The 22691-nt window shown below is 37.7% G+C and carries 20 protein-coding genes and 1 pseudogene; all 21 read right to left on the bottom strand.

What is annotated here, in order from left to right; genetic code table 11:
- Positions 1 to 163: 163 nt before the first annotated feature.
- The 21 genes and pseudogenes from polA to P3R27_RS04140 all read right to left on the bottom strand — a co-directional run bounded on the left by polA (position 164) and on the right by P3R27_RS04140 (position 22674).
- Complete coding sequence (polA, locus tag P3R27_RS04240; protein ID WP_301356915.1) at positions 164 to 2809, bottom strand: DNA polymerase I; 2646 nt, start codon at positions 2807 to 2809, stop codon at positions 164 to 166.
- 306 nt (positions 2810 to 3115) lie between these two features.
- Positions 3116 to 3796, bottom strand: a complete 681-nt coding sequence (locus P3R27_RS04235; RefSeq protein ID WP_301356914.1) for a Bax inhibitor-1/YccA family protein — start codon at positions 3794 to 3796, stop codon at positions 3116 to 3118.
- Position 3797: 1 nt separating this feature from the next.
- Positions 3798 to 4271 carry a MaoC/PaaZ C-terminal domain-containing protein gene (locus P3R27_RS04230; RefSeq protein WP_019722649.1) on the bottom strand — a complete coding sequence of 158 codons (474 nt, stop codon included), beginning with the start codon at positions 4269 to 4271 and terminating at the stop codon, positions 3798 to 3800.
- Between the two features lie 335 nt (positions 4272 to 4606).
- Positions 4607 to 5941 carry a UDP-N-acetylmuramate--L-alanine ligase gene (murC, locus tag P3R27_RS04225; RefSeq protein WP_034688780.1) on the bottom strand — a complete coding sequence of 445 codons (1335 nt, stop codon included), beginning with the start codon at positions 5939 to 5941 and terminating at the stop codon, positions 4607 to 4609.
- A 137-nt stretch (positions 5942 to 6078) separates the two neighbouring features.
- Positions 6079 to 6837: a YdcF family protein gene (locus P3R27_RS04220; protein ID WP_034688781.1), complete on the bottom strand. Its 759-nt coding sequence runs from the start codon at positions 6835 to 6837 to the stop codon at positions 6079 to 6081.
- Positions 6838 to 6858: 21 nt separating this feature from the next.
- The gene (locus P3R27_RS04215) at positions 6859 to 7326 is read right to left on the bottom strand and encodes a SprT family protein (RefSeq protein ID WP_034688782.1); all 468 of its coding nucleotides are present in this window, start codon (positions 7324 to 7326) and stop codon (positions 6859 to 6861) included.
- Positions 7323 to 9503 (bottom strand): Tex family protein, encoded by a 2181-nt coding sequence (locus P3R27_RS04210; RefSeq protein WP_034688783.1) that lies wholly within the window; start codon positions 9501 to 9503, stop codon positions 7323 to 7325. The genes P3R27_RS04215 and P3R27_RS04210 overlap by 4 nt, the downstream gene beginning before the upstream one ends.
- Positions 9504 to 9802: 299 nt before the next feature.
- A complete protein-coding gene (locus P3R27_RS04205) occupies positions 9803 to 10540 on the bottom strand; it encodes a metallophosphoesterase (protein WP_010735302.1) in 738 nt (245 codons plus the stop codon).
- Positions 10541 to 10730: 190 nt separating this feature from the next.
- On the bottom strand, positions 10731 to 11669 hold the full coding sequence (gene trhO / locus P3R27_RS04200) for an oxygen-dependent tRNA uridine(34) hydroxylase TrhO (protein WP_034688784.1): 939 nt from the start codon (positions 11667 to 11669) through the stop codon (positions 10731 to 10733).
- Positions 11670 to 11862: 193 nt separating this feature from the next.
- On the bottom strand, positions 11863 to 12234 hold the full coding sequence (locus tag P3R27_RS04195) for a VOC family protein (RefSeq protein ID WP_034688786.1): 372 nt from the start codon (positions 12232 to 12234) through the stop codon (positions 11863 to 11865).
- A gap of 906 nt (positions 12235 to 13140) precedes the next feature.
- A complete protein-coding gene (locus P3R27_RS04190) occupies positions 13141 to 14532 on the bottom strand; it encodes an L-cystine transporter (RefSeq protein WP_019724480.1) in 1392 nt (463 codons plus the stop codon).
- A 214-nt stretch (positions 14533 to 14746) separates the two neighbouring features.
- Positions 14747 to 15145 (bottom strand): DUF1149 family protein, encoded by a 399-nt coding sequence (locus P3R27_RS04185; protein WP_010735294.1) that lies wholly within the window; start codon positions 15143 to 15145, stop codon positions 14747 to 14749.
- A 52-nt stretch (positions 15146 to 15197) separates the two neighbouring features.
- Positions 15198 to 15818: an HAD-IA family hydrolase gene (locus P3R27_RS04180; RefSeq protein ID WP_200868964.1), complete on the bottom strand. Its 621-nt coding sequence runs from the start codon at positions 15816 to 15818 to the stop codon at positions 15198 to 15200.
- Between the two features lie 53 nt (positions 15819 to 15871).
- A complete protein-coding gene (locus P3R27_RS04175; RefSeq protein WP_318036062.1) occupies positions 15872 to 16294 on the bottom strand; it encodes a hypothetical protein in 423 nt (140 codons plus the stop codon).
- Positions 16295 to 16360: 66 nt separating this feature from the next.
- Positions 16361 to 17032 (bottom strand): LCP family glycopolymer transferase, encoded by a 672-nt coding sequence (locus tag P3R27_RS04170; RefSeq protein ID WP_010735291.1) that lies wholly within the window; start codon positions 17030 to 17032, stop codon positions 16361 to 16363.
- Positions 17033 to 17242: 210 nt separating this feature from the next.
- Positions 17243 to 17530, bottom strand: a complete 288-nt coding sequence (locus P3R27_RS04165; RefSeq protein WP_010735290.1) for a hypothetical protein — start codon at positions 17528 to 17530, stop codon at positions 17243 to 17245.
- 1217 nt (positions 17531 to 18747) lie between these two features.
- Entirely contained in the window at positions 18748 to 19122 is a 375-nt protein-coding gene (locus tag P3R27_RS04160) for a P-II family nitrogen regulator (protein WP_010735288.1), read from the bottom strand.
- Positions 19119 to 19892 (bottom strand): DUF1538 domain-containing protein, encoded by a 774-nt coding sequence (locus P3R27_RS04155; RefSeq protein ID WP_034688794.1) that lies wholly within the window; start codon positions 19890 to 19892, stop codon positions 19119 to 19121. The genes P3R27_RS04160 and P3R27_RS04155 overlap by 4 nt, the downstream gene beginning before the upstream one ends.
- Positions 19889 to 20572: a DUF1538 domain-containing protein gene (locus tag P3R27_RS04150; RefSeq protein WP_010735286.1), complete on the bottom strand. Its 684-nt coding sequence runs from the start codon at positions 20570 to 20572 to the stop codon at positions 19889 to 19891. Before P3R27_RS04150 ends, P3R27_RS04155 begins: the two co-directional genes overlap by 4 nt.
- 357 nt (positions 20573 to 20929) lie before the next feature.
- A pseudogene (locus tag P3R27_RS04145) lies at positions 20930 to 21736 on the bottom strand (carbohydrate ABC transporter permease); the annotation flags it as partial.
- Between the two features lie 68 nt (positions 21737 to 21804).
- Positions 21805 to 22674, bottom strand: coding sequence for a carbohydrate ABC transporter permease (locus tag P3R27_RS04140; RefSeq protein WP_010735284.1), 870 nt, complete (start codon positions 22672 to 22674; stop codon positions 21805 to 21807).
- Positions 22675 to 22691: the final 17 nt, after the last annotated feature.

Here is a 22691-nt window from a genome sequence, read left to right as displayed (position 1 = left end):
ACTTCAGAAATAAGCCAAGAAACCCCAAAATTTGAAAAACAATTTTCGGGTTTCTCGCCTTATTCTCAGAGCTGGACATCTCTGTTACAATCTAACCCTGCATCGAACGAACCCGATCCATGATCTTTCCTCGATGTTTGTCCATCGGTATAAAAGTTAAGAATTATTTGGCTTCATACCATGTTTTGCCCCAGCTGCTGTCTGTGATCAGTGGAACATGTAAAGCAACCGCCTGTTCCATTACTTCGCTGACTAATTTATCTAACATCTCTAATTCACTTTCTGGCACTTCAAATACTAATTCATCGTGCACTTGAAGCAATATCGTCGCTTGCAAGTCCGATTCTTTCAAGCGTTTGTCCAATTCGATCATGGCGATTTTCAGGATATCCGCCGCACTTCCTTGAATCGGTGTATTGATCGCTGTCCGTTCGGCAAATGAACGAATATTATAGTTTCTTGAATTGATATCGGGTAAATAACGACGACGATGATATAACGTTTCTACAAAACCTTGATCTTTCGCTTCACGAACGATACGCTCCATGTATTCTTTGACACCTGGATATTTTTCAAAGTACGTATCGATATATTGTTGAGCCGCTTTACGAGTAATGCCTAAGTTTTGTGATAATCCATAATCAGAAATCCCATAAACGATTCCAAAATTGACTGCTTTCGCTTGACGACGCATATTTGGTGTGACGTCTTCGGCTTTTTCAATGCCGAACACACGCATTGCTGTACTTGAATGGATATCTTGTCCTTCTAAAAAGGCAGCTTTTAAATGCTCGTCATCTGAGATATGCGCCAATACACGTAGTTCGATCTGAGAATAGTCAGAAGAATAAATCAACCAATCTTTGTTTCTAGGAACGAATGCTTGACGGATCTTACGACCTTCATCTAAACGGATCGGAATATTTTGTAAGTTGGGATCAACTGAACTCAAACGGCCTGTCTGCGTCAATGTTTGAACATAGCGAGTATGGACTTTCCCGTCCGATTGGATCACTTTCAGTAAACCTTCGACATAGGTCGATTGGATTTTAGCGATTTGACGATAGATCAAAATATCATCAACGATCGGTGCTTGCTCACGTAATTGTTCTAAGACGTCAACCGCAGTCGAGTACCCTGTTTTGGTTTTTTTGATCACTGGGAGACCCATCTTTTCAAAAAGGATCACACCTAATTGTTTAGGTGAATTTAGATTGAATTCTTCTCCAGCCTCTTTATAGATTTTTTGTTCGATCTCTCTCAATCGATCTGAAAATTCGATCTTCATTTCTTGAAGACGAGTCGCATCCACTTTGATCCCAGTAATTTCCATTTCAGCCAAGATGATCGACAAAGGTAATTCCATTTTTCGGAAAAGATCTTCTTGATTTTTTTCAGCTAATTCTTGACTTAGTTTAGGCGTCAAGCCATTGATTGCTGAAACTTTTCGTGCAAGGTGGGCAAAGAAAACTTCTTCATCTTCAGGTAGACCTTTCTTCGCGCCTTTTCCGTAGATTGCTTCATCCGATTGGATATCGTGATACCCATAATGTGTTGCTATCCCTTCGATGTCCTCACTTTTCTCGTTCGTATCCAATAAATAGGCACCTAGTAAGACATCAAAGTCGATCCCTTGTAATTTCGTTGCATAGCGATTCAATGCCACATACGTACGCTTAGCATCATATACATTTTTCAGACGAGTCTTGTCCCCAAGCCATGAAAGAAAGGCCTCATTTTCAAAAATCGCTAAGTCATTTGTCACATAGATTTTCTCTGGTGTTCCCCAAGCCACACCTACGATGTCTTCTGTATGATAATTGTCGCCCATCATCTCGACATATAAAGCCATATTTGTCTGGAACATGCTCTCATCGTATTCATGGACCACTTCAAACAAAATATCTTTCATTTCGACTTGTTCTTCGACCACATCTAATTTAGCAAGAAATTGTTTGAAATCCATTTCCTTGAAGAAAGGCACCAATTTGTCTAAGTCTTTCCCTTGATAGGCAAGGGAGTCAATATCAACTTCTACTGGCGCATTGGTATCGATCGTTGCTAATTTTTTAGACAAGAAAGCTTGCTCTTTGTCATTGATCAGATTTTCTTTCATCTTACTTTGTTTCATTTCGTCGATATGTTCATAGATCCCTTCAACGGAACCATATTGTTTCAATAATTTAATCGCTGTTTTTTCGCCAATCTTAGTTACTCCAGGGATATTATCAGAAGCATCTCCTGCTAGTCCCTTCATATCGATGATTTGTTTCGGTGTAAGGCCATCATATTTTTCCGCCACATGTTCTGGCGTATAACTTTCAATATCACTTACACCTTTCACAGTGATATCGACTTTGATTTCTTTTGATGCCAATTGTGTTAAATCTCGGTCACCTGACAAAACAACTACATCGAATGTTTCTTTATCCACTTTTTTTGCTAAAGTACCGATGATATCGTCTGCCTCATAGTTCGGCAACTCGTAATACTTCACTCCTAGACCGGTTAGAAGCTCACGGATATAGGGCATTTGTTCTTTGAATTCTCCCGGTGTCTTTGAACGACCCCCTTTGTATTCTGCGTACATTTCTGTTCGGAATGTTGTCTTCCCCGCATCAAAAGCAACCAAAACATGCGTTGGTTGTTCTTTTTGCATGACATTTTCAAACATATTATGAAACGCATAGATTGCATTTGTATGCAACCCATTACGATTTTTAAAACGTTCCAACGAATTGTGCAACGCAAAGAATGCACGAAAGGCCACACTATTTCCGTCAACGAGTAATAATTTATTTTTAGTCATCCGCTTAACTCCTTACTATAAAGTTCTTTCTCATTCTAACAAAGAATGCCAAAGAATGCGAAAAGAAAAAACGGACAGGCAAAAGGTTATTAGAAAAGCGGTCCGTACTAAGGCGTAAGACACCAGTGTTACTTTTTGAACGCCGTTTATACTAGATTACGAATAAAGTAATTTAGGATAAAAATAAAAAAACAGAGATTACTGGTATCGATGACCAAAAAAGAACCCACTAGAATTTGACGATCAAATTCTGTGGATTCTTTCTTTTCATATGAGAGATATTTTATCTTGCTCTTCGGTTATTACTTAGTTATTACGTCCAAAGATTCGTAAGAATGCTAAGAATAAGTTGATGAAATCTAGATATAGTTGAAGTGCTAGGAATACGGCAATCCCACTACTTGCTTGTCCATTTGATTGGACATATACGTTTGCAATCTTTTGGTTATCATAAGCAGTGATACCTGCAAAAATCACGACAAGTAGTAATGAGATGAACAGTTCAACTGCACTACTTCTTAAAATAAAAACATTCAAGACCATCGCAATGATCACACCGATCAACGCTGCCATTCCGGCACGACCCACACCTGTTAGATCTTTTTTAGTGAACATCCCGATTGCTGACATCCCAATGAACATCCCAGTGGCTGAAATAAAGGCAGTTGTGATTGTTCCGATATCATAAAAAGCTAATGTAACAGCTAAAACTATACCATTCAACAAGGAATATGCGATAAATCCACCGATTGCTAAGCTTGGATTTTTTTGTGCTTTTGCTCCTAAAACTAAAACCAAAATGATTTGGACGATCCATAATCCCATAAAACCTAATGGAAAATTATTGATGAAGCTTGCTACTTGATAAGGAAAGACTTGGATCGCTAAATAGGAAGTGATCGCACTCAACGCTAGACCGATTCCTAAAAATCCGTAGACTTTCGCATAAAAGCGGTTGATACTATTTGATATGATTTGATTGTTCATCTTATTCACCTTCACTTTCAAGAGTTAATTCTTGTTCTAATTCTGGTGGTTGTACCATGACTACTGCATCTAATACACGATTATCTTGTGTATTCGTGGCCTCCACTGAAATAGTCACAACATTTTTCATCTTATCCACTCGAATGACTTCAAACTGAAAAGTCAATGTTTCATAATGAAAAACCGGCTCGACAAAATTAGCTGAAAAATTCACCACATGAGAACCTGGACCAGGCAAGTGTTTTGACACTGCACTTGTAATGATTCCCATTAACATCACAGTTGGAACAATGGGTTGATGATATTCCGTTTTCTGTGCAAAATCATGTTGGATATATAAAGGATTGGCATCATTTGTTAACCCTAAGTATAATAATAACTGATTATCTTCAATTGATTCTGTTAAAGATAACGAGTCACCTTCCTCGATTTCATTGATTGTTTTTCCTAATTTACGCGGTTTACTTATGTTCAAGTTTAAACCCTCCAGTTTATTTATTCATTCGTACCAATTGTACCAAATCATACAAAAAACGCAAGTTACAGAACATGCTTTGGACTTTCACTTATGTAAGCAATCCCTTCGATGATCGTACATTATTTATTGAAGACTATAGCATAGTTTAATAAAAACCGTTCGTATTTTGTCTGGATACTTTAGGATTTCTTAATTCGATCGAAGACGTAGGGTCACTATAAGCAGGCGAAACATTACTGAAAAAGAACTACCCATCACCCACAAATAAACGTCAAAAGGGCTGTCACATGACAATCCCTTTTGACGCTAACTTTTTTTATTCACTTAACTGATCACAGAACGTTTTTCGTTGTACTGCTCAATAATTTTTCATAGGCTTGTTCAAATTTTTGAACATCACCAGCCCCCATAAAAATAATCACTGCTTCGTGGTAGTCTAATAACGGCGAAACGTTATCTTCTTTGATTACTTGACCACCTTTTTTGATTTTTGCTCCTAGGTCTTCGATTTTAACGTCCCCTTGTTCTTCACGGGCAGAACCAAAAATATCACATAGATACACACGGTCAGCTAAATCTAAGGCCTCGGCAAATTCATCCATCAAGGCAATCGTACGAGTAAATGTATGTGGTTGGAAGACTGCAATGATTTCTTTGTCTGGATATTTTTGACGTGCGCCATCAATAGTTGCTTTGATTTCAGCTGGATGGTGAGCATAGTCATCAACGACTGTCATATCAGCCACGATTTTCTCACTAAAACGACGTTTCACTCCAGGGAATGTCAACATTTCGTCAGCAACTTCTTTCACGTCTAACTTCTCGAAGTAGGCAACTGCGATAACACCAAGTGCATTCAAAATATTATGTTTTCCAAATGCTGGAACTGTAAAGTGTCCGACAAATTCTTCGCCATGGAACACATCAAAAGCTGAACCAGTTGTCGTTCGTTCAATATTACGTGCTTGGATATCGTCATCTTCATTCATACCGTAATAATAGATTGGCACATCCGCTTCTAACTTTCTTAAATAGTCGTCATCTCCGTAAGCAAAGATCGCTTTTTTGACTTGTTTTGCCATCGTTTGGAAAGCTGAAAAAACATCATCGATACTTGTATAATAATCAGGATGATCAAAATCGATATTCGTCATGATCACATAATCAGGAGAGTAAGCTAAAAAGTGGCGACGATATTCACATGCTTCAAAAGCAAAGAACTCAGCCTCTGGATCACCATGACCAGTGCCGTCACCAATCAAGTAACTTGTCGGACGAATCCCCGTCAATACATGTGATAATAATCCTGTTGTACTTGTTTTCCCATGGGAACCAGTGACAGCGATACTAGTATAATTTTGGATAAAATCTGCAATAAAATCATGGTAACGGATCACTTCTAATCCAAGCTCTTTTGCACGTTGGATCTCTTCGTGTGAATCTGGAAAAGCATTGCCGGCGATCACGATCATTCCTGGTTTGACGTTTTCTGCATCAAACGGCAAGATCGGGATATTGGCTTTTTCTAAATCTCTTTGGGTAAAGAAATATTTTTCGATATCTGATCCTTGAACGTTTAATCCTTTTTCATGTAATACAAGTGCCAAAGAGCTCATGCCGGAGCCTTTAATACCAACAAAGTGGTACAAATTTTCTTGATTTTTCATTTGAATCCTCTTCTCTTAACTATCATCCATTATTTTATTCATACATTCAACACGAAACCCATTATCTTATAAACAATAAAAAATTTCAACCAAATTTATTCGGATGATTTTTCGTTCCTTGAATATTAGTATCCTGACTACCTTTTTAGAGAAATTTTTTCATTGGTTGCTAAAAGACGTAAATAAGCAGACCACACCTCATCTGGGATGTCGACATGACCGATAAATCCCGTTCCATTAGGTCCATAACCTTGGGCATCATCTTTCAAACGAACCATTTCTCCAAATACTAAGGCTTGGAAATAATCAGAGGGCCACAAGTCATTTAGTCTTTGATCAGAGAAGTTAAATCCCTTGGTACTTTCTGTCACTTGTGGAAGTATCGGTACATAGTTATAAAAATGGACAGACTCATTGCCCCATTCCTTCTCAAAAGTCGCCTTTGTTCGTCGTTGCAAGGTGGGATCATTCATCAAAAGAACACGTTCAGGTAATGGGCCCTGTGCTTTTAATAAATTGTAAGAAAATGAAGCATTCTCGCCACAATTGGTTGACTTCGTTTCTAACAATAGTGCCTGTTCAGGTAACCTATATTTTTCAAGCAAATAGTGGGCACAAATCTCACTTTCACTTAAACCTTGTTCAAATAAGAATCCTTGTTTTTCAAAATTTTTATAGAGATACTTTGTCGCATGTCCGATCCCACCAACTAAAACGATTTGCGCGACCTGCTGGCTCAAGTAAGCCTTTGCTACTTCATCTAATAGGATCGGCAGACAATTCCCAGCCAGAATCAGTGTTGGTGCTTTTAGTTCCGAACACTCCTGTGGGTCAGGGTCTGCTAAAAAATCCAATAAGCAATTCCAGTCTGCAATTCTTGATGGTTCACCTGTCATTCTGGTCCTCTCCTCATACAATTATTCAACATCCACGTACGTGGTTTCTTTCCATACCAATCGTCCTCTACAACGCCCACACAAATAGCGATCTGTATTGATTTTCCTTTTACGATAAATCCATTCAGCACACTTTTGGCATTGATATCCTTCGATTTTTTGCTTTCTATTTGAAGGAATAGCAGGTGCATAACGTAAGCCACCCGTTTTTACCAATAAATGTTTGAAATCTGAATCACGATGACGATAGCCTTTTCCGGTCAAGTGAAGATGATAATGACACAGCTCATGCTTGATTATCCCGATGATCGTTGCTTGATCGGCTACTGCAAACATCGTCGGATTAAAATCCAAATGGTGATCATTCAAATGATACCTACCACCTGTTGTTTTCAAACGTTTGTTGAACATTGCTTGGTGCATGAACGGACGCTGGAAGCTTGTCCAAGAAATCTCTTCGACTAACTGTTGCAATTCTTCTTGTGTCACGCTTGATCCTCGTAAGGCGAAAGCATCGTCAGACTGATACGCCCTTTGTTCGTATCCACTTGTTCGATCCAAACAGTGACGACATCACCAACGGAAACCACGTCAGTTGGATGTTTGACGAATTTATTGCTTAATTTAGAAATGTGGACTAAACCATCTTGTTTCACACCAATATCGACGAATGCGCCAAAATCGATGACATTGCGAACTGTTCCTTTTAATTCCATGCCGGGTTTTAAATCTTCCATACTCAATACATCTGAACGTAAAAGTGGCGCAGGCATTTCATCTCGCATATCTCGTCCTGGTTGGGTCAACCCCTCAAGAATATCTTTTAATGTTTCTTCACCTACTTGCACTTGTTGTGCCAAGCGTTGTAGAGAAATCTGACTTAATGTTTCAATTGCTTCTTTCGTTCCTAAATCCTTTTCAGATAATTGGTTTGCCTGTATGATCTCTTTTGCTACTGCATAACTCTCTGGATGGATCGCGGTGTTGTCCAGTACATGTTTGCCACCAGGCACACGTAGGAAACCGATTGCTTGTTCATATGCTTTTGGCCCTAAACGTGGGACCTTCTTCAATTGCGTTCGAGAAGCAAATGCACCATTTTCTTCACGATACGTTACGATGTTTTGAGCAGTCGTCTTATTTAGACCAGAAATATGTTGCAACAACTGAGGACTCGCTGTATTGACATCGACCCCTACTTGGTTCACTGCCGTTTCAACAACAAAATCCAACTGTTCTGCTAATCTTTTTTGTGAAACATCATGTTGATATTGTCCCACACCAACAGCCTTCGGATCGATTTTCACTAGTTCAGCCAACGGGTCTTGTAATCTTCGAGCAATCGAAACTGCACTCCGTTCTTCGACTTGTAACTCAGGAAATTCTTTACGGGCAATATCACTTGCGGAATAGACAGAAGCTCCGGCTTCATTGACGATGGCATAAAACGCTTGATGTTTGGCTAACTTCAACTGTTCTGCCACAAATAACTCCGATTCACGGCTCGCCGTCCCATTACCGATTGCAACCATATCCACGTGGTACTGATCAATCAATTTCACAAATGCAGGACCTGCTTCGGCTCTTTTTGCTTGATTTGCCGGTTTATGCGGGTAAATCACTTCGATCGCTAAAACCTTACCAGTCGCATCCACCACTGCTAATTTACAGCCGGTACGATAAGCTGGGTCAAATCCTAAGACAACTTTCCCTTTTAAAGGTGGTTGTAATAACAAGTTACGCAGATTTTCACCAAATATAGCGATGGCTTGCTCGTCCGCTTTTTCGGTCAATTCATTACGGACCTCCCGCTCAATCGCAGGTTGGATGAATCGTTTGTAACTATCGTGAATCGCTAAACGAACAGAACTAGCAGAAGGCGAAGCTGTATCAGGAATCAATTGTTTCTCCAAATAAGTTAAAATCGCAGCTTCATCAACCGTAAGATTGACTTTCAACACTTCTTCTTTTTCTCCACGATTGGTTGCTAAGATGCGATGAGAAACAATTTTATGAATTGGTTCAGAAAACTCGTAATACATTTCATATACGCCTTTTTCATCATTTTCTTTGTTTTTGACGGTACTTTCGTATAGCCCCTTATTGTACGTATATGAGCGGACCCATGTTCTGAATTTTGCATTGTCACTTACCTGCTCTGCAATGATCTCATGGGCACCCTGTAAGGCTTCTTCAGGAGACGGAACTTCTTCAGTGACGTATTTAGTTGCTTCGGTCAAAACATCTTCAGATGAAAAGGTCAATAACCAAGTTGCTAAAGGTTCTAACCCTTTTTCTTTCGCAATCGTCGCTTTCGTTCTTCGTTTTTGTTTGTATGGACGATACAAATCCTCTACTTGTTGCATCTTTACAGATTGTGTAATACTTTGTTGTAATTCTGGAGTCAATTTTCCTTGTTCATCAATCAAACGCAAGACTTCGGTTTTACGTTTTTCCAAATTTTCTAAATAAGCATAGCGCTCTTCAATTTCACGGATTTGTACTTCGTCCAAGCTTCCGGTCATTTCTTTACGGTAACGAGCAATAAAAGGCACCGTATTTCCTTCTGCTAATAGATTTAAAACAGTCGTCAACTGTTTTGCTTGATAATCTGCCAATTCTTTCTTTACAAGATCTAGAATCGTTGGATTTACTTTGTCTGTCATTAAATAGCCTCTTTTCTAAGTCGAAATCGATTCCTACTACGGTTTATTCATTAAAAAGCAAGAATCAAAAAATCATACTGATTTATTTTAGCATAGATTCTAGTAATTCTAAATGTAACTAAACAGTGTCTAGAACAAAAATAAAATTCATTTTTGTTTTTAATTTGAAAATGTATAATCGGTTTTCCAAAAACTGACCTTCAGGACTAAGCTAAAAAGCCCAAAAATTTGAAGAACAAATTTCGGGTTTCTCGGCTTATTTATCAGAACTATACACTTTTATCAAAAACTTTTTCTGATCAATCACGTGGTTGCCATGGTCCTTGATTGTTTTGATACTCGATATCTTGGATGATTCCAGTTGGTTCAAAAACGACACCATGCATCGATCCGCCAAAGACAGCCCCACCGTCGATCCCGATTTTCTGATCTTGTATCCACAAATCAGTTGTCTGCATATCTCCATGGAGTAACGGCGTGATCGTATGACCAAATACGATCGTCTTATCAGTCCGATTCTTATGCTCATGAAAAGGCTCTCTAATCCATAAAAAATCTCCAGGGCTAGTATCACGCCAATCTTTTTTAGTTAGATCAACACCCGCATGGACAAAAAGATAGTTTTCCCATTCATAATATAAAGGCAAATTACATAAAAAATCGACCAATTCACGATATCTTGAACGAATCATCATGGCAATCTCAGTTGGTGAATATTCTTCTGCTGCACCTGGATGCAAAAGACTTTCCATTGTTTCTCTTCCACCATTTCTTAAGTAAGACGGATACCAGTCTTCTGGTTCTTGGAGAAACTGTAAGAAATACTCTTCATGATTGCCTCGTAAGTAGACCGCACCAGTTTCTTTCACTAACTTCATTCCTAGTAATAAGCAATCTTTTGTTTTTGGTCCACGATCATTCAAATCACCAATCAAGACTAATTGATGAATATGTGGATCATAATGTGTTAATAGCTTTTGAAAAAGATTATAACTTCCATGGACATCACCGATTGCATAGACAAATGGTTTATTCATGACACCACCACCTTTTCATTTGATTATATCGCAATTTTATCCTCATAGGTAGCAACAATTTCCGAATAGTTAAGAGAAAAATCTCCTGATTTCAGATGAAAATGAGAGCCACGAAAATTTGAAGAACAAATTTCATGACTCTCATTTTATTTATAAACACTAACTACGTCTGCTTTGATTTTTAGAAAAATTATACAAATGCTGCTAAATGAGCGTCGATTTCTTCCGCAGATAGATTTCTTTCTTTAACATAGCGATTATGCGGATGTTTAGCACATGCTACTGAACATGAGCCTAAATGTTTTTCTTCGTTTTCCACTGAGGCTAACATTTGACGATTGCACTCTGGATTTCCACAGTTGATGTAACGTTCACAAGGAGTACCATCAAACCAGTCTTTCCCAACGATCTGCTTATCTACGCGATTGATATCGACAGCGATACGCTCGTCAAAAACGTACATTTTGCCATCCCATAGTTCTCCTTGGACTTCTGGATCTTTACCATATGTCGCAATCCCCCCATGCAATTGACCGACATCTTTGAATCCTTCTCTCACTAACCACCCAGAAAATTTCTCACAGCGAATCCCACCTGTACAATAAGTCACGACCCGTTTTTCCATAAATTCTTCTTTATGATCACGAATCCATTGTGGCAGTTCTCTAAAACTACGGATATCAGGACGAACTGCTCCTCTAAAATGCCCTAGATCATATTCATAGTCATTTCGTGCATCGATCACAACCGTATCTTCATCAAGAATCGCTTCTTTAAACTCTTTAGGCGACAAATAAGCGCCGGTCATTTCTTTTGGATCAATGTCATCTTCTAGTTTTAGTGAAACTAATTCAGGACGCGCACGAACAAACATTTTTTTGAATGCATGACCCTCACTAGGATCAATTTTGAAAAATGTGTCAGCAAAACGTTCATCTGCCAACATCGCTTCCATATATGCCTCAGTTTCTGCGATTGTTCCAGAAACTGTCCCATTGATCCCCTCTTCTGCGACAAGGATACGCCCTTTTAAATTTAGTGATTGACAAAAAGCAAGATGCTCTTTCGCAAAAAGTTCAGGATCTGTGATTGTTGTATATTTATAATATAGTAGTACTTGGTAATCCATTTAGTTACTTCCTTCCTTCAATTCATTCCATAACAGTATAAAGAAGTATAAATGAAATGACGATATTTCTGCTTGTGTATTTTTGCGCAAGTATAGTTTACATAATATAAATATTGTAATTTATGTATTTGAAGACACAAAAAAACCGACTAAAATTTCAGTCGGAGTTCTTGCTTCATTATTAGTAAGTAAATTATTTTCCTGTCACAGCAAAGTAATTGCCATCGGGATCTGCAAAATTGAATACATATTCTTCACCTACATGGACTAAATCACCTAATGTCACTGCTAATTGTTGCATCTTTTTGTATAAATCAAAAATATCCTCACTATAAAACATCAAAGAAGGTGCCCCACTCGCTGTACCTGGTGAATGCTGTTCGATAAATTCACGATCATATAAAACAAACGCAGTACCTGCATCTTTTGATTGAGCAACCTCAATGATCAATGTACCATCCATTTCTTGACGATCCAACACAACAAAACCGATCTGTTGCCAGAAATCTGCATTTTTTTCAACGTCATCTACGTATAACATGATTTTCATTTCATTTGTAAACATCTATTCATTCCTCCACTTTTTTCGTCCTAGCTAGTTTAGCATAATTTATCTTATATAGAAAAGTATCTTCCTTCTTTCCTTATCACAATAAATCATTATAAGCAATTTCTGTATATTTTTTATATCTTCACTAGTCCAATTAGAATTGAAAAAGCTAGTTCCATCTAACTTTCAGTTAATTAATTTTCAGTTAAAAACAGTGAGTGTTTCTTGAGAGAATTAATATTATGTTTATTTATATGTGATTGATTAATTTTACTAAGAGGTTTTTTTATTTTAACATCTGATATCGCCCCACCTACCTCCTCAATCTTACCACTCTCCACCTGCTTCACACCAGTGGTCGTCAATACTTTGTAAGACGCATACGTAAAGTCTAAGACCATTAAGACTTGGCCGAGTTCGGATTCATTGATCCATTAGCGTCTCTCCTTAAAAAGTTATCAACTTAATTGAGCATTTAACGTAGAAAACCCTTGAGCAACAGTTTACAAATGATCAGCAGCGCCTGAGATGGCTGAAGCGATTTGTCTGGCTGAGTTTTTGACGGATGTCAGATTACTTTGAATCTCTAGATTTCCAATAAGCGTGGGACGTGTGTCATTTTGAATCGATGATACTTGGTTTAAGGGGTGGTTGCACTGGTGATTCTTGAAGTGGACTGTTGGACTTGCGAAGAATCATTGCTGAATGTTCCTCCTCGAATAATATAGGCTGTATAGAACGCTTACACATTCATTATAGCAATACATAACCCTTCGGTGGATGAGAATTGTATTAGATAGTTTTTGTTACCTTATATTTTTATAGATTTTTGTATCAATTATTTTACGTTTTCACTTTTCGGAATATATTTACAGAGTAAAAAAAGCGAGAGCATTTCGCTCTCGCTTTTCGTTTTTTTTATTAAGCATTCACGTCAACGACTTTTGCTTCATCTTTGATCACATCTCGATCAAGATCATTGATACGTGCACTTGTAACAATACCTGCTACCATACTACCACTTACGTTGACAGCTGTACGAGCCATGTCGATCAATGGTTCAACGGAGATAACTAAACCAACGATTGCTACTGGTAAGTTCATTGAACCTAATACGATCAATGAGGCAAAGGTTGCCCCACCACCGACACCAGCTACTCCGAATGAGCTGATTGTTACAATGGCTACAAGAAGCAAGATGAATTGAATACTAAAAACATCCATTCCAGCTGCTGGTGCAACGATTGTCGCTAGCATGGCTGGGTAAACACCCGCACAGCCATTTTGACCGATCGATAAACCAAAGCTGGCAGCAAAGTTTGCTGTGGCTTCATCCACACCAAGCGCTTTTGTTTGTGTTTCGATATTCAATGGCAAAGCACCCGCACTTGAACGTGAAGTAAATGCAAAACTTAGTACTGGAAATGTTTTTTTCAAGTAGTCGATCGGGCTGACTTTCACACCGATCAAAATCAAGAAATGAACGATCATCACTGCAAACAATGCAAGATAAGACGCTAACACAAATTTACCTAAGTTCAAAATGGCATCAAAATCACTTGTTGCCATCACGTTCGTCATCAATGCGAACACGCCATAAGGTGTCAAACGCAAGACTAACGTCACGATACGCATCACGATACGGTACAAGCTATCGATCATATCAGCAAAGAATGATGCTTCTTTTGGTGCTTTTCGTTTGATTCCTAAGTAAGCAACCCCAACAAATGCCGCAAAGATCACGACAGCAATCGTACTTGTTGCACGAGTTCCGGCAAGGTCTGCAAAAATATTTTTAGGAATAAATGACAAGATTTGTTGTGGGATACTTAATCCTTCCACTGTTTCTTGTCGTGTCGCTAACTCAGAAATACGAGCAGTTTCGGCCGCTCCTTGCGTAAATTCGGCACCTTGAAGACCAAATGCGATCGTCACACCGATCCCAATCAATGCGGAAATAGCCGTTGTTGCTAATAAAGTGGTCAGCACCGTTGCACTGATTTTACCTAATTTTTCTGATACTTTCATTTTTGTAAAAGCCGCAACGATTGAAACAAAGACTAAAGGCATGATCAACATTTGTAAGAAACTAACGTAGCCGTTCCCAACAATACTGATCCAATCCATGGATTGCGTAATAACCTCGTTTTCTACTCCAAAAATCAGTTGCAACGCGCCCCCGAATACGATACCGGCAGCTAGCGCAGTGTAAACCCGCGTTGAAAATTTTGCATGGCGCTTTTGCATACGATAAAACACATATAATAATGCCGCAAAAACTAGAACCACTAAAACTGTGATGAGTGTTGTCATTTTCATCCTCCTCTTAATTTGTAATGACAAGTCCATCTAAGGAAGTAAAGGTTCCCGAGAAGAACTCTTCAGCTCTTCTCCTGAAAATATTTTTTTCAGTGACTTATTCATTCTAGACTATTTTCCGAAATTTTTCCTTACTTTTGCTTACAATTAGTAATAGAAAAAAACACCAGTGATAGCTAATAACTATCACTGGTGTTTTTTCTTAATTTTATTCTTTGGTTTTTTCTTCTTTTTCTGATTGGAAGTTCAATTTCACACCTGGCGCATCCAAGGCGATCTCTGTTACTTCATAGGCCAGACGTTTGACCATTTCAAAAAGTGGGGCCACTAATTCATCGACCTCTTCTTGCGTCACATCATTTTGATCTTGGACTTTGCGATTCAAGATGTGGTTGATTTGACTAACGCTTCCAGATAACACATATGTATCAAATACTAAACGAAATTCTAAACGGGCACCAACGATGCTATGTTCTTTCGGATAGTTTTCAATTGTCTCTTTTAGTGGTGAAAAACCTACTTTTAAGTCAGTTTGTACCTCTTGATCAGGTTTTAAAAAATCATAATGAAAAGCTTCTACTACTTCTTTTTGTCTTCTAATCTCCATTTTATCACTCCTCTGTTTAAATTATAGCATAACTAAAGTTGAAAGGGGATACTTATTCTGCATTCTTTTCGATTGCTAAAATATCCGCTAGATTTGCCACAATATGATCGGCAGGAATCTCCCCTAAGAAATGATCAATATCATATAGGCAAGTGTGGATCTTTGCATTGACCCCCGCTTCAATATCTAATCTTCGATCCCCTACCATCATCGTTTTATCTGGATCTAAATGATAACGATCGATCAAGTGATTGATTGCATCAGGTGCTGGTTTTCTGGCAAAGCCTTGGTCGATACCAATCACTTCTTCGATCAAATCTGCTAGCTCAAAGACTTTTAAAAGTTTCCAAGTAGAAGCCGTTACACGATGTGTTAAAATATAATGTTTTGCTCCATTCTGTTTTAAACGACGTAAAACCATTTCAGTCTCTTTGAACGGTACTGAGAGTTCTTGATATTGTTCTTCATATTGATGAAATAATTGATTGAAGGAGACTTCTTCTAATTGGTAACTTTCTCGTAATTTTCTCACCGATTCTTGCTTCATCACGCGATATATTTCCTTTTTTGGTCGTTCGATACCAAAATCTTGTAATGCTTGAGATACTCCTTCAACCATCGCCGGATACGTATCGAACAAAGTCCCATCAAAATCCCAAATGTAATTTTTAATCATTCTTTTACTCCTTCTTTACTCATTTCACTAGACATTTGACTAATATTTTTTTATACCTTTGTTGTGAATTGCGTGCCGCACTTTTTGCAAGTCACTCGAATCTCACCCTTGCCTTTCGGCGCCCTTTGCTTGAGTTGACAAGTTGGACATGAAAAAATCGTGTAGGTAGCGCTAGCTTGTTGTTCGGGTTGACGTTTCAGTTTATTTTTCATTTTCGTAAACCAGCTTTTGATCGCAACTGTTTTTTGTAAATACGCTTGATTTTCGTTTGAACGAACATAGATTTTCTTTGAACTAAATCGAGCGATGGTCAAAGCGATAAAAACGAAGAAGAGTAGATAGCCTAAACTGAAAGGCAACCAATATCTAACGACAAAGAAAAATAATCCTAAAACTAAAAATAAACGATTCAATGGATCAAGACGCGCATATCTTCCTTTCATGACTTGTTGATATTTTTGTTGAGCTTTCATTATACGTTGTATCCAAATAGGTCCCATTTTTTTCTCCATTTCTCTTTTATTCAAAAAGAAAAAGCCTTAGTTGGCCTTTTCCATCGTCATTTGTTGTAACACATGACGGTTCCTCATAAAATCGATCACGATCAGTTTTTTTTCATCTTCACGTTTTACTACTCGAAAGGTATCTTGTAAAGGGAATGTTAACTTCTTAGATTGGATTTCCTTCAAGCGTACAAAACGACGGATCAACGAGAGCAATTGTGGAAACTGGATCGATGTGTGTAATAATTCTGGATATTTTTTTAGTAACTGCGTTGTTTTAAACAAATTTCTTTTTCGGCTGATTTGTTTTAAAAAACTTTTTAATATCTTTTGCTGCCGCTGAAAGATTGAAAGAGAGCCTTCTTCATCGATCTGGTAACGCATCTGACGTTGTAGATCTTTCACCGATAGATGTACTTCAGTGGTACCCGACTCTACGTTGATTCCTTGAGGGAAAAGTTCTGAAATTGCTTTGTCCCACTCATTTAATGATACTTCAAGATAGTCATTCAATGGCAGTTGAAGTTCTTGAACAAAAAATTGCTTCGCAGCTTGAATGCCACCTTGTTCATAAATTTCCCCAATCGTCAACCCTTCTAAATGAAACTCCGGCGAAAAATGCAAGACTGTTTTTTGTTCATCGATTTGCGTATAGATGAATGTCGACCGTTTGAGAATCGTATCTTTTAAAACAACTAAAAAATTCATTCTTTTCCCCCTTTTTTCTACTACAAAATAGCATATTTTCAACTGTTTGTGTGCAAATATGCTGAAGATTTCATAAAATCTTATTCTTTGAATTTTATGCGCATATAAAAAACTTTTTCATGGCTCTATTAGTTTTTTTATTCATGTATTTGATATTTGGGAGATTCGATAACCGTTACCGAGTATCTGAATCTAAAGGTGTCTGACAACTTATAGATTCATTTCGGCGCGCCTTCTGATTTTTTGCTCGTTAATAAGCCTTGTATTCGTATCATTACTATTTGTTTTACCTATATTTTTAATTGTTGAAAAAATGCTATTTCCCGAAGGGGCCTGTGTAAGCTGTGAGACGTTGATTGCTGTCGTTATTTCCGCGTTTTCTAAGGTAGTTTCCAATGGATGCTCATATATTAAATTCTCCACATTAACTACTTTCATCACAGCAAGAACAAACAATAGGTCGCCGTTTCCTAGTTGGTCAGCTAGACTTCTTTTCATGGGTGCGCGCTCAAAAAAGTTTCGTCCTAATCCAATTATCAAGAATACAAGCCATTAGCATCTCAGCATCGGTTATTTGAAGGTTTGCTTTTAACATTTTGTCAGTCAGTACAGCATTCAAGACAGCTTATTTTGTGACAGCCGGCAATTTTAACATGTCACTTACATTTTCCACAAAAGAATTAACCCCCTCGCCATGAATTAGCTTCAGAAATTTTTTCGTATCTCTTTCGAAGATCTTCTCCACTATTCCTGAAACCTATCGGACTCCTTAGATAACTTATCAAATCGTCCGATGATGCGACAATATGGGTCACTTCGTGCATAAGAGTATCTTTGGGACTTGGCTGCACTTGAATCCTTGGTCTAGTAGCTAGATCCACATGAAAAACTATCAAGGATGAAAATAATTCGACATTCAGGGGCAAACCGCATGACAAACGCTTGTGCACTCATGAATCCTTTAATTTGTGAGTAGTGATTCTTTGTCACCTCATCATGCAGTAAATCAGTAGAAACAAGCCAAATATTTTTAAAATTAAAATCCTCTATTTGTTGAAGAAGCTGTGCACTTTTTTTCAACTGATAACAAGCGCTTCATAATTTTTTTATATTTGTTCTTGATTTTCTGCATCACCTCATCTAAACCTTTCGATTAATTAAGCTCCCGCAGGCGTAGTTGCAGGAGTCTCTTCTTTTGATAGTTCCTTCTCTATAAATTTCTGGAAATCTTCCTGCGCATTTTTAAACTCTACAGTAAATTATTCTAGAAATCGTTTGAGTGATTCTAGCGCTTTAGTGATATCGATACCAGAAAATACACGATAATTCGGATTTGAATCTTCGGGGAAATCCCCTTTAATCGGTGAAGTAATTAGCTCTCTTAATTTAGCTTCATCACTAATTACAGAAGATGGGAATTCTGGGACAAACTCTTGATATAGGTTCTACCTGTCTCTGAAATCATCAATCCCAAATCATCTAAAGTTTATCTAATCAAAACTTTCTTTATTCATAATTTTAAGTTATAACCTAAAAAATACTGATCCAGCAAAATAGACAAGGATTTTTGGTAAAAGAAAAAGCCGTAAAAAACTTAAAATAGCACAAGGTCTATTTTGTTTTTTTCGACTTATTGTCAAAATAAGATTATCAAATTTTAGTATATTTCAAGGTAAGTGCTATTCCGAATTTAGCAACTTGCATTTGGATGAGTTTCAATTATCTTCTAACAAATCTTTCATGTCAACGACTTCGCGATATTGATGGATTTTCGTAATACCAATCACTTTATCGATATCAATACTAAAACAAATACCATTGCCCGGAACATCGATCTTGATACCTTTTCCGATCGCATCCATCACTTCATTTGTCAAAGTATCTGGTACTAATGTCAGAACGATATCCTTTTCCGGTGAGATATCCAACCCTAAGAATTTTCCTGTGTCATGGACTCCAGAACCACGTCCATGTAAAATCGTCCCCCCAGATGCGCCAGCCTTCTTTGAGTAATCGATCACATCTTCCCCAATACCACCATCCACGATCGTGACGATCATCTCGAGATTTAGTGCGACTAAATCATTCATTGTTGTTCCTCCATTTGTTGTAATTTTTCTTTGTTTTTCTGATCTTTTTTGCCTTTTTGTTTATATATGAACCCTAAGACTAATGTCGATAGTATCGGTGTCAATGCGATCATTGCCACCACACCAAATCCATCAATAATTGGATCTCGACCGTCGATCTGTGTGGCGATTGCCACACTCATAGACAAAATAAAGGTAGAACACATCGGTCCTGTGGCGACGCCACCGTTATCAAAAGCCATCGATAGAAAAATCTTGTCAACTTTTGCACCTAAGACAAATGCTAAACCATATCCAGGGACCAAGAAATAATAAAGAGAAAAACCAGCTAATAAGCGCCACATGGACAGACCGACTGCTAAACCGATCCCAATCGAGATCACTGCTAACATTACTTTTGCATGAATCCGACCTTCACTTAATTCTTCGACTTGTTTGACCATCACATGGATGGCTGGCTCTGCAAAACCTACTAAAAATCCCATAACAAACCCTAAAGGAATCAGGATCTGATTATTCGCTAAAGAAGCAATTGCACTCCCCAGGTGTTGTCCCACTGGTACATAAGCAATATTTACACCATGTAAAAATAGAATTAATCCGATAGTTGTGATCAAAAAACCTTTCATGATATCAAAAAAACGTTTTTTTCTTAATTTAAATGAAAGAAAGTTCATCAGTACAAATAAGATCACGATTGGTGCCACCGCAAGGATGACTTCATATCCGACTTGTCCAATACCTGTAAAAAAAGTGACCAAAAAATTCATTGGAAGATCACCCCCAAGATCATGACAGCCAAGATAGGACCAAGTGAGGCAATACCAACCATTCCAAAGCTATCATTTTCATTTTTCCCTTGGCGGATCATGCTTGTCATTCCACCAGCCAAGGCTAGAATAAACGGAACAGTCACTGGGCCGGTTGTGACTCCACCTGCATCAAAAGCAATCGGCATAAATTCGTTACTTGTGAAAAAGGAAGCGATGAGTACCGCAAGATAACCGATCACCATCAATCGATAATACGACAGTTTAAATACGACTCTTAGTAAGGCAAAAGCTAAAAATACACCAGTTCCCACACTGACTATACCGATCAATAAGACTCGACCAATCTCTCCATCCGAAATATCAAATACTTGTTGACCTAATACTTGTACAGACGGTTCGGCAATCGTGATCACGATTCCAATCAGAAAACCCAAACTAATAACGATTGGTAGACTTTTCTTTTTGATCATATATTTACCGACTAAATCACCAACTTCCATCATCGAATAATCCGCACCAAACAAAAAGAGACTCATACCAACCATCATCATGATTGCTCCTAAAATGAATCTTCCCATACTTTCAACATCTAATGGTGCAAATACAAAGGTCAGGATAACGATCAATATCGTCATGGGCATGATCGCAATGATTACTTCTTTAAAATTTTTTCTCATGTATCCTCCTCCTTTACTTCTAGTTTACCTGATTAAAAGTAAGTTTACGAGGAAAAACAGTAAGCGATACCATTTTTATGTAAAAACGGTAAAAAAAACAGCAAAAAAACTAACTAGAGCATCAAAAAAAATCGACAAATATTGTTTTATATCTATGCAAAAAAAGGCTAAAATACATGATATAAGCAATAAAAGCCAGAAATAGATAAACTATTTCTGGCTTTTACCGCTTATTTTAAATAAGTTTATTTTATAACAAAAGTTATCCTCATATTGTAAATCTGAAGGTGACGTTTTTCATATTTTTGATCATTCAAGCGATAGTACCTGAACATGAAATTTCAGGCTTATGTCTGTCTATTTGACAGAACCAATCATCCCTTGAACAAATTGTTTTTGTAAAACGAAAAACACGAGTGCAGTTGGTAAGGTCGCAATCACCAGTCCACTCATGATCATACCATAGTCTGGTGTATAGGATGCCCCCATGGCTGATAATACTAATGGAACTGTTCGTTTATCTGGAGATTGTAACGCCACTAAAGGCCAGAGGTAATTGTTCCAACTACTCATAAACGTGATGATCGCCGCTGCGGCATACGTATTTTTAGCTGTTGGTAAATAGACACGAAAGAAAATACTTAATTCTTTAAGACCGTCTAAACGTGCCGCCTCTACTAGGTCCTTAGGAAAGGATTTCGCGTTTTGGCGGAAAAAGAAAATCAAAAAAGCGGTACTTACTGAAGGTAAGATGACGACTAGAAAACTATTGATTCCTAATATCGTACCATTCAATTGTGAAAACATCCGATATAGCGGGATCATCAATGCCGCAAAAGGGACCATCATCGATAATAACAAAATATTAAAGACGACTTCTTTTCTTTTACTCTTATAGATCTCAAAGCCATAACCTGCCATGGAGGAGATCAATAAAGCAAAAATCGTTGTAACCACAGCGATCATTGCAGAATTAAGTAGAGAGCGTGAAAAATTCAAGTCATTCGAAAAGAGATTTTGGAAATTGATCACTAAATTTTCACCGATCATCAGTTTACCTGAACTAATATCGACTGCTGTATTTGTCATCCCTAAAATCATCCAAACAAACGGGAAAATTGAAATAAAGGAAACGATGACTAAAGAGGTATATTTAAAAATGCTTAAGAGTAACTGTCCGATACTCACTTGCTTTTTTGTAATTGACCGGGGTTGACTACTTGTCATTTCTCTCATTTGCTCTCACTCCCTATTTTAGTTTGAATCACTGATAACAAGACAATAAATAGTACGATAACGAAAGAAACAGCTGCGGCATAACCAAAATTCGGGGTGAATTTATAACTCAAATTATAGATATATTGTGACAATGTCGTTGTTGCATTTGCTGGCCCACCACCAGTGATATTTTGTACCTCATCAAATAATTGCAAGGTACCGATCGTTGAAGTGATCGACGTAAACAAAATGATTGGTTTCAAGTTAGGTATCGTGATTTTAATGAACTGTTGCCACCTTGATGCGCCATCAATATCAGCAGCTTCGTATATTTCTGGATCGATGTTTTGCATACCAGATAAAAAGAAAATCATATTATACCCTGTCCAACGCCATGTGATGGAAATAATGATCAATACTTTTGCCCAGAATGGATGAGTCAACCAACCGATCGGGTTATCAATCAAGCCAATTCCAACTAAAAGGTTATTGATTAAACCTGATTGGGAAAATAAACTTTTCATGATCAAAGAATAGCTGACCATTGAGGTAATACATGGCAAGAAGATCGCTGTTCTGAACAATCCTTTGAACTTCAATTTTTTATCATTCAATAGATTGGAAATAAACAATGCCAAAAACAACATGACAGGAACCTGTACTAATAAGTATAAAAAGGTATTGAAAAATGCTTTACGGAAAGTTGAATCTCCTAACATTCGTTGATAATTTCCTAATCCGTTGAATGTCATGTTTACCGGAGGTCCACTTTGAAAAGAGGTGATCAGCGCTAACCCCATTGGTATAAAAACTAAAATTGAGATCATGATCACTGGAAGGACTAAAAACGCGTTGCCATTTTTAAATAAATCCTTTTGTTTCATATTATTCCCTACTTTCA

Source organism: Enterococcus spodopteracolus (assembly GCF_030441955.1).
Taxonomy (GTDB): domain Bacteria; phylum Bacillota; class Bacilli; order Lactobacillales; family Enterococcaceae; genus Enterococcus_B; species Enterococcus_B spodopteracolus.
The sequence above is the reverse complement of the archived record's forward strand: the minus strand, read 5'-3'. Positions and strand labels throughout refer to the sequence as shown.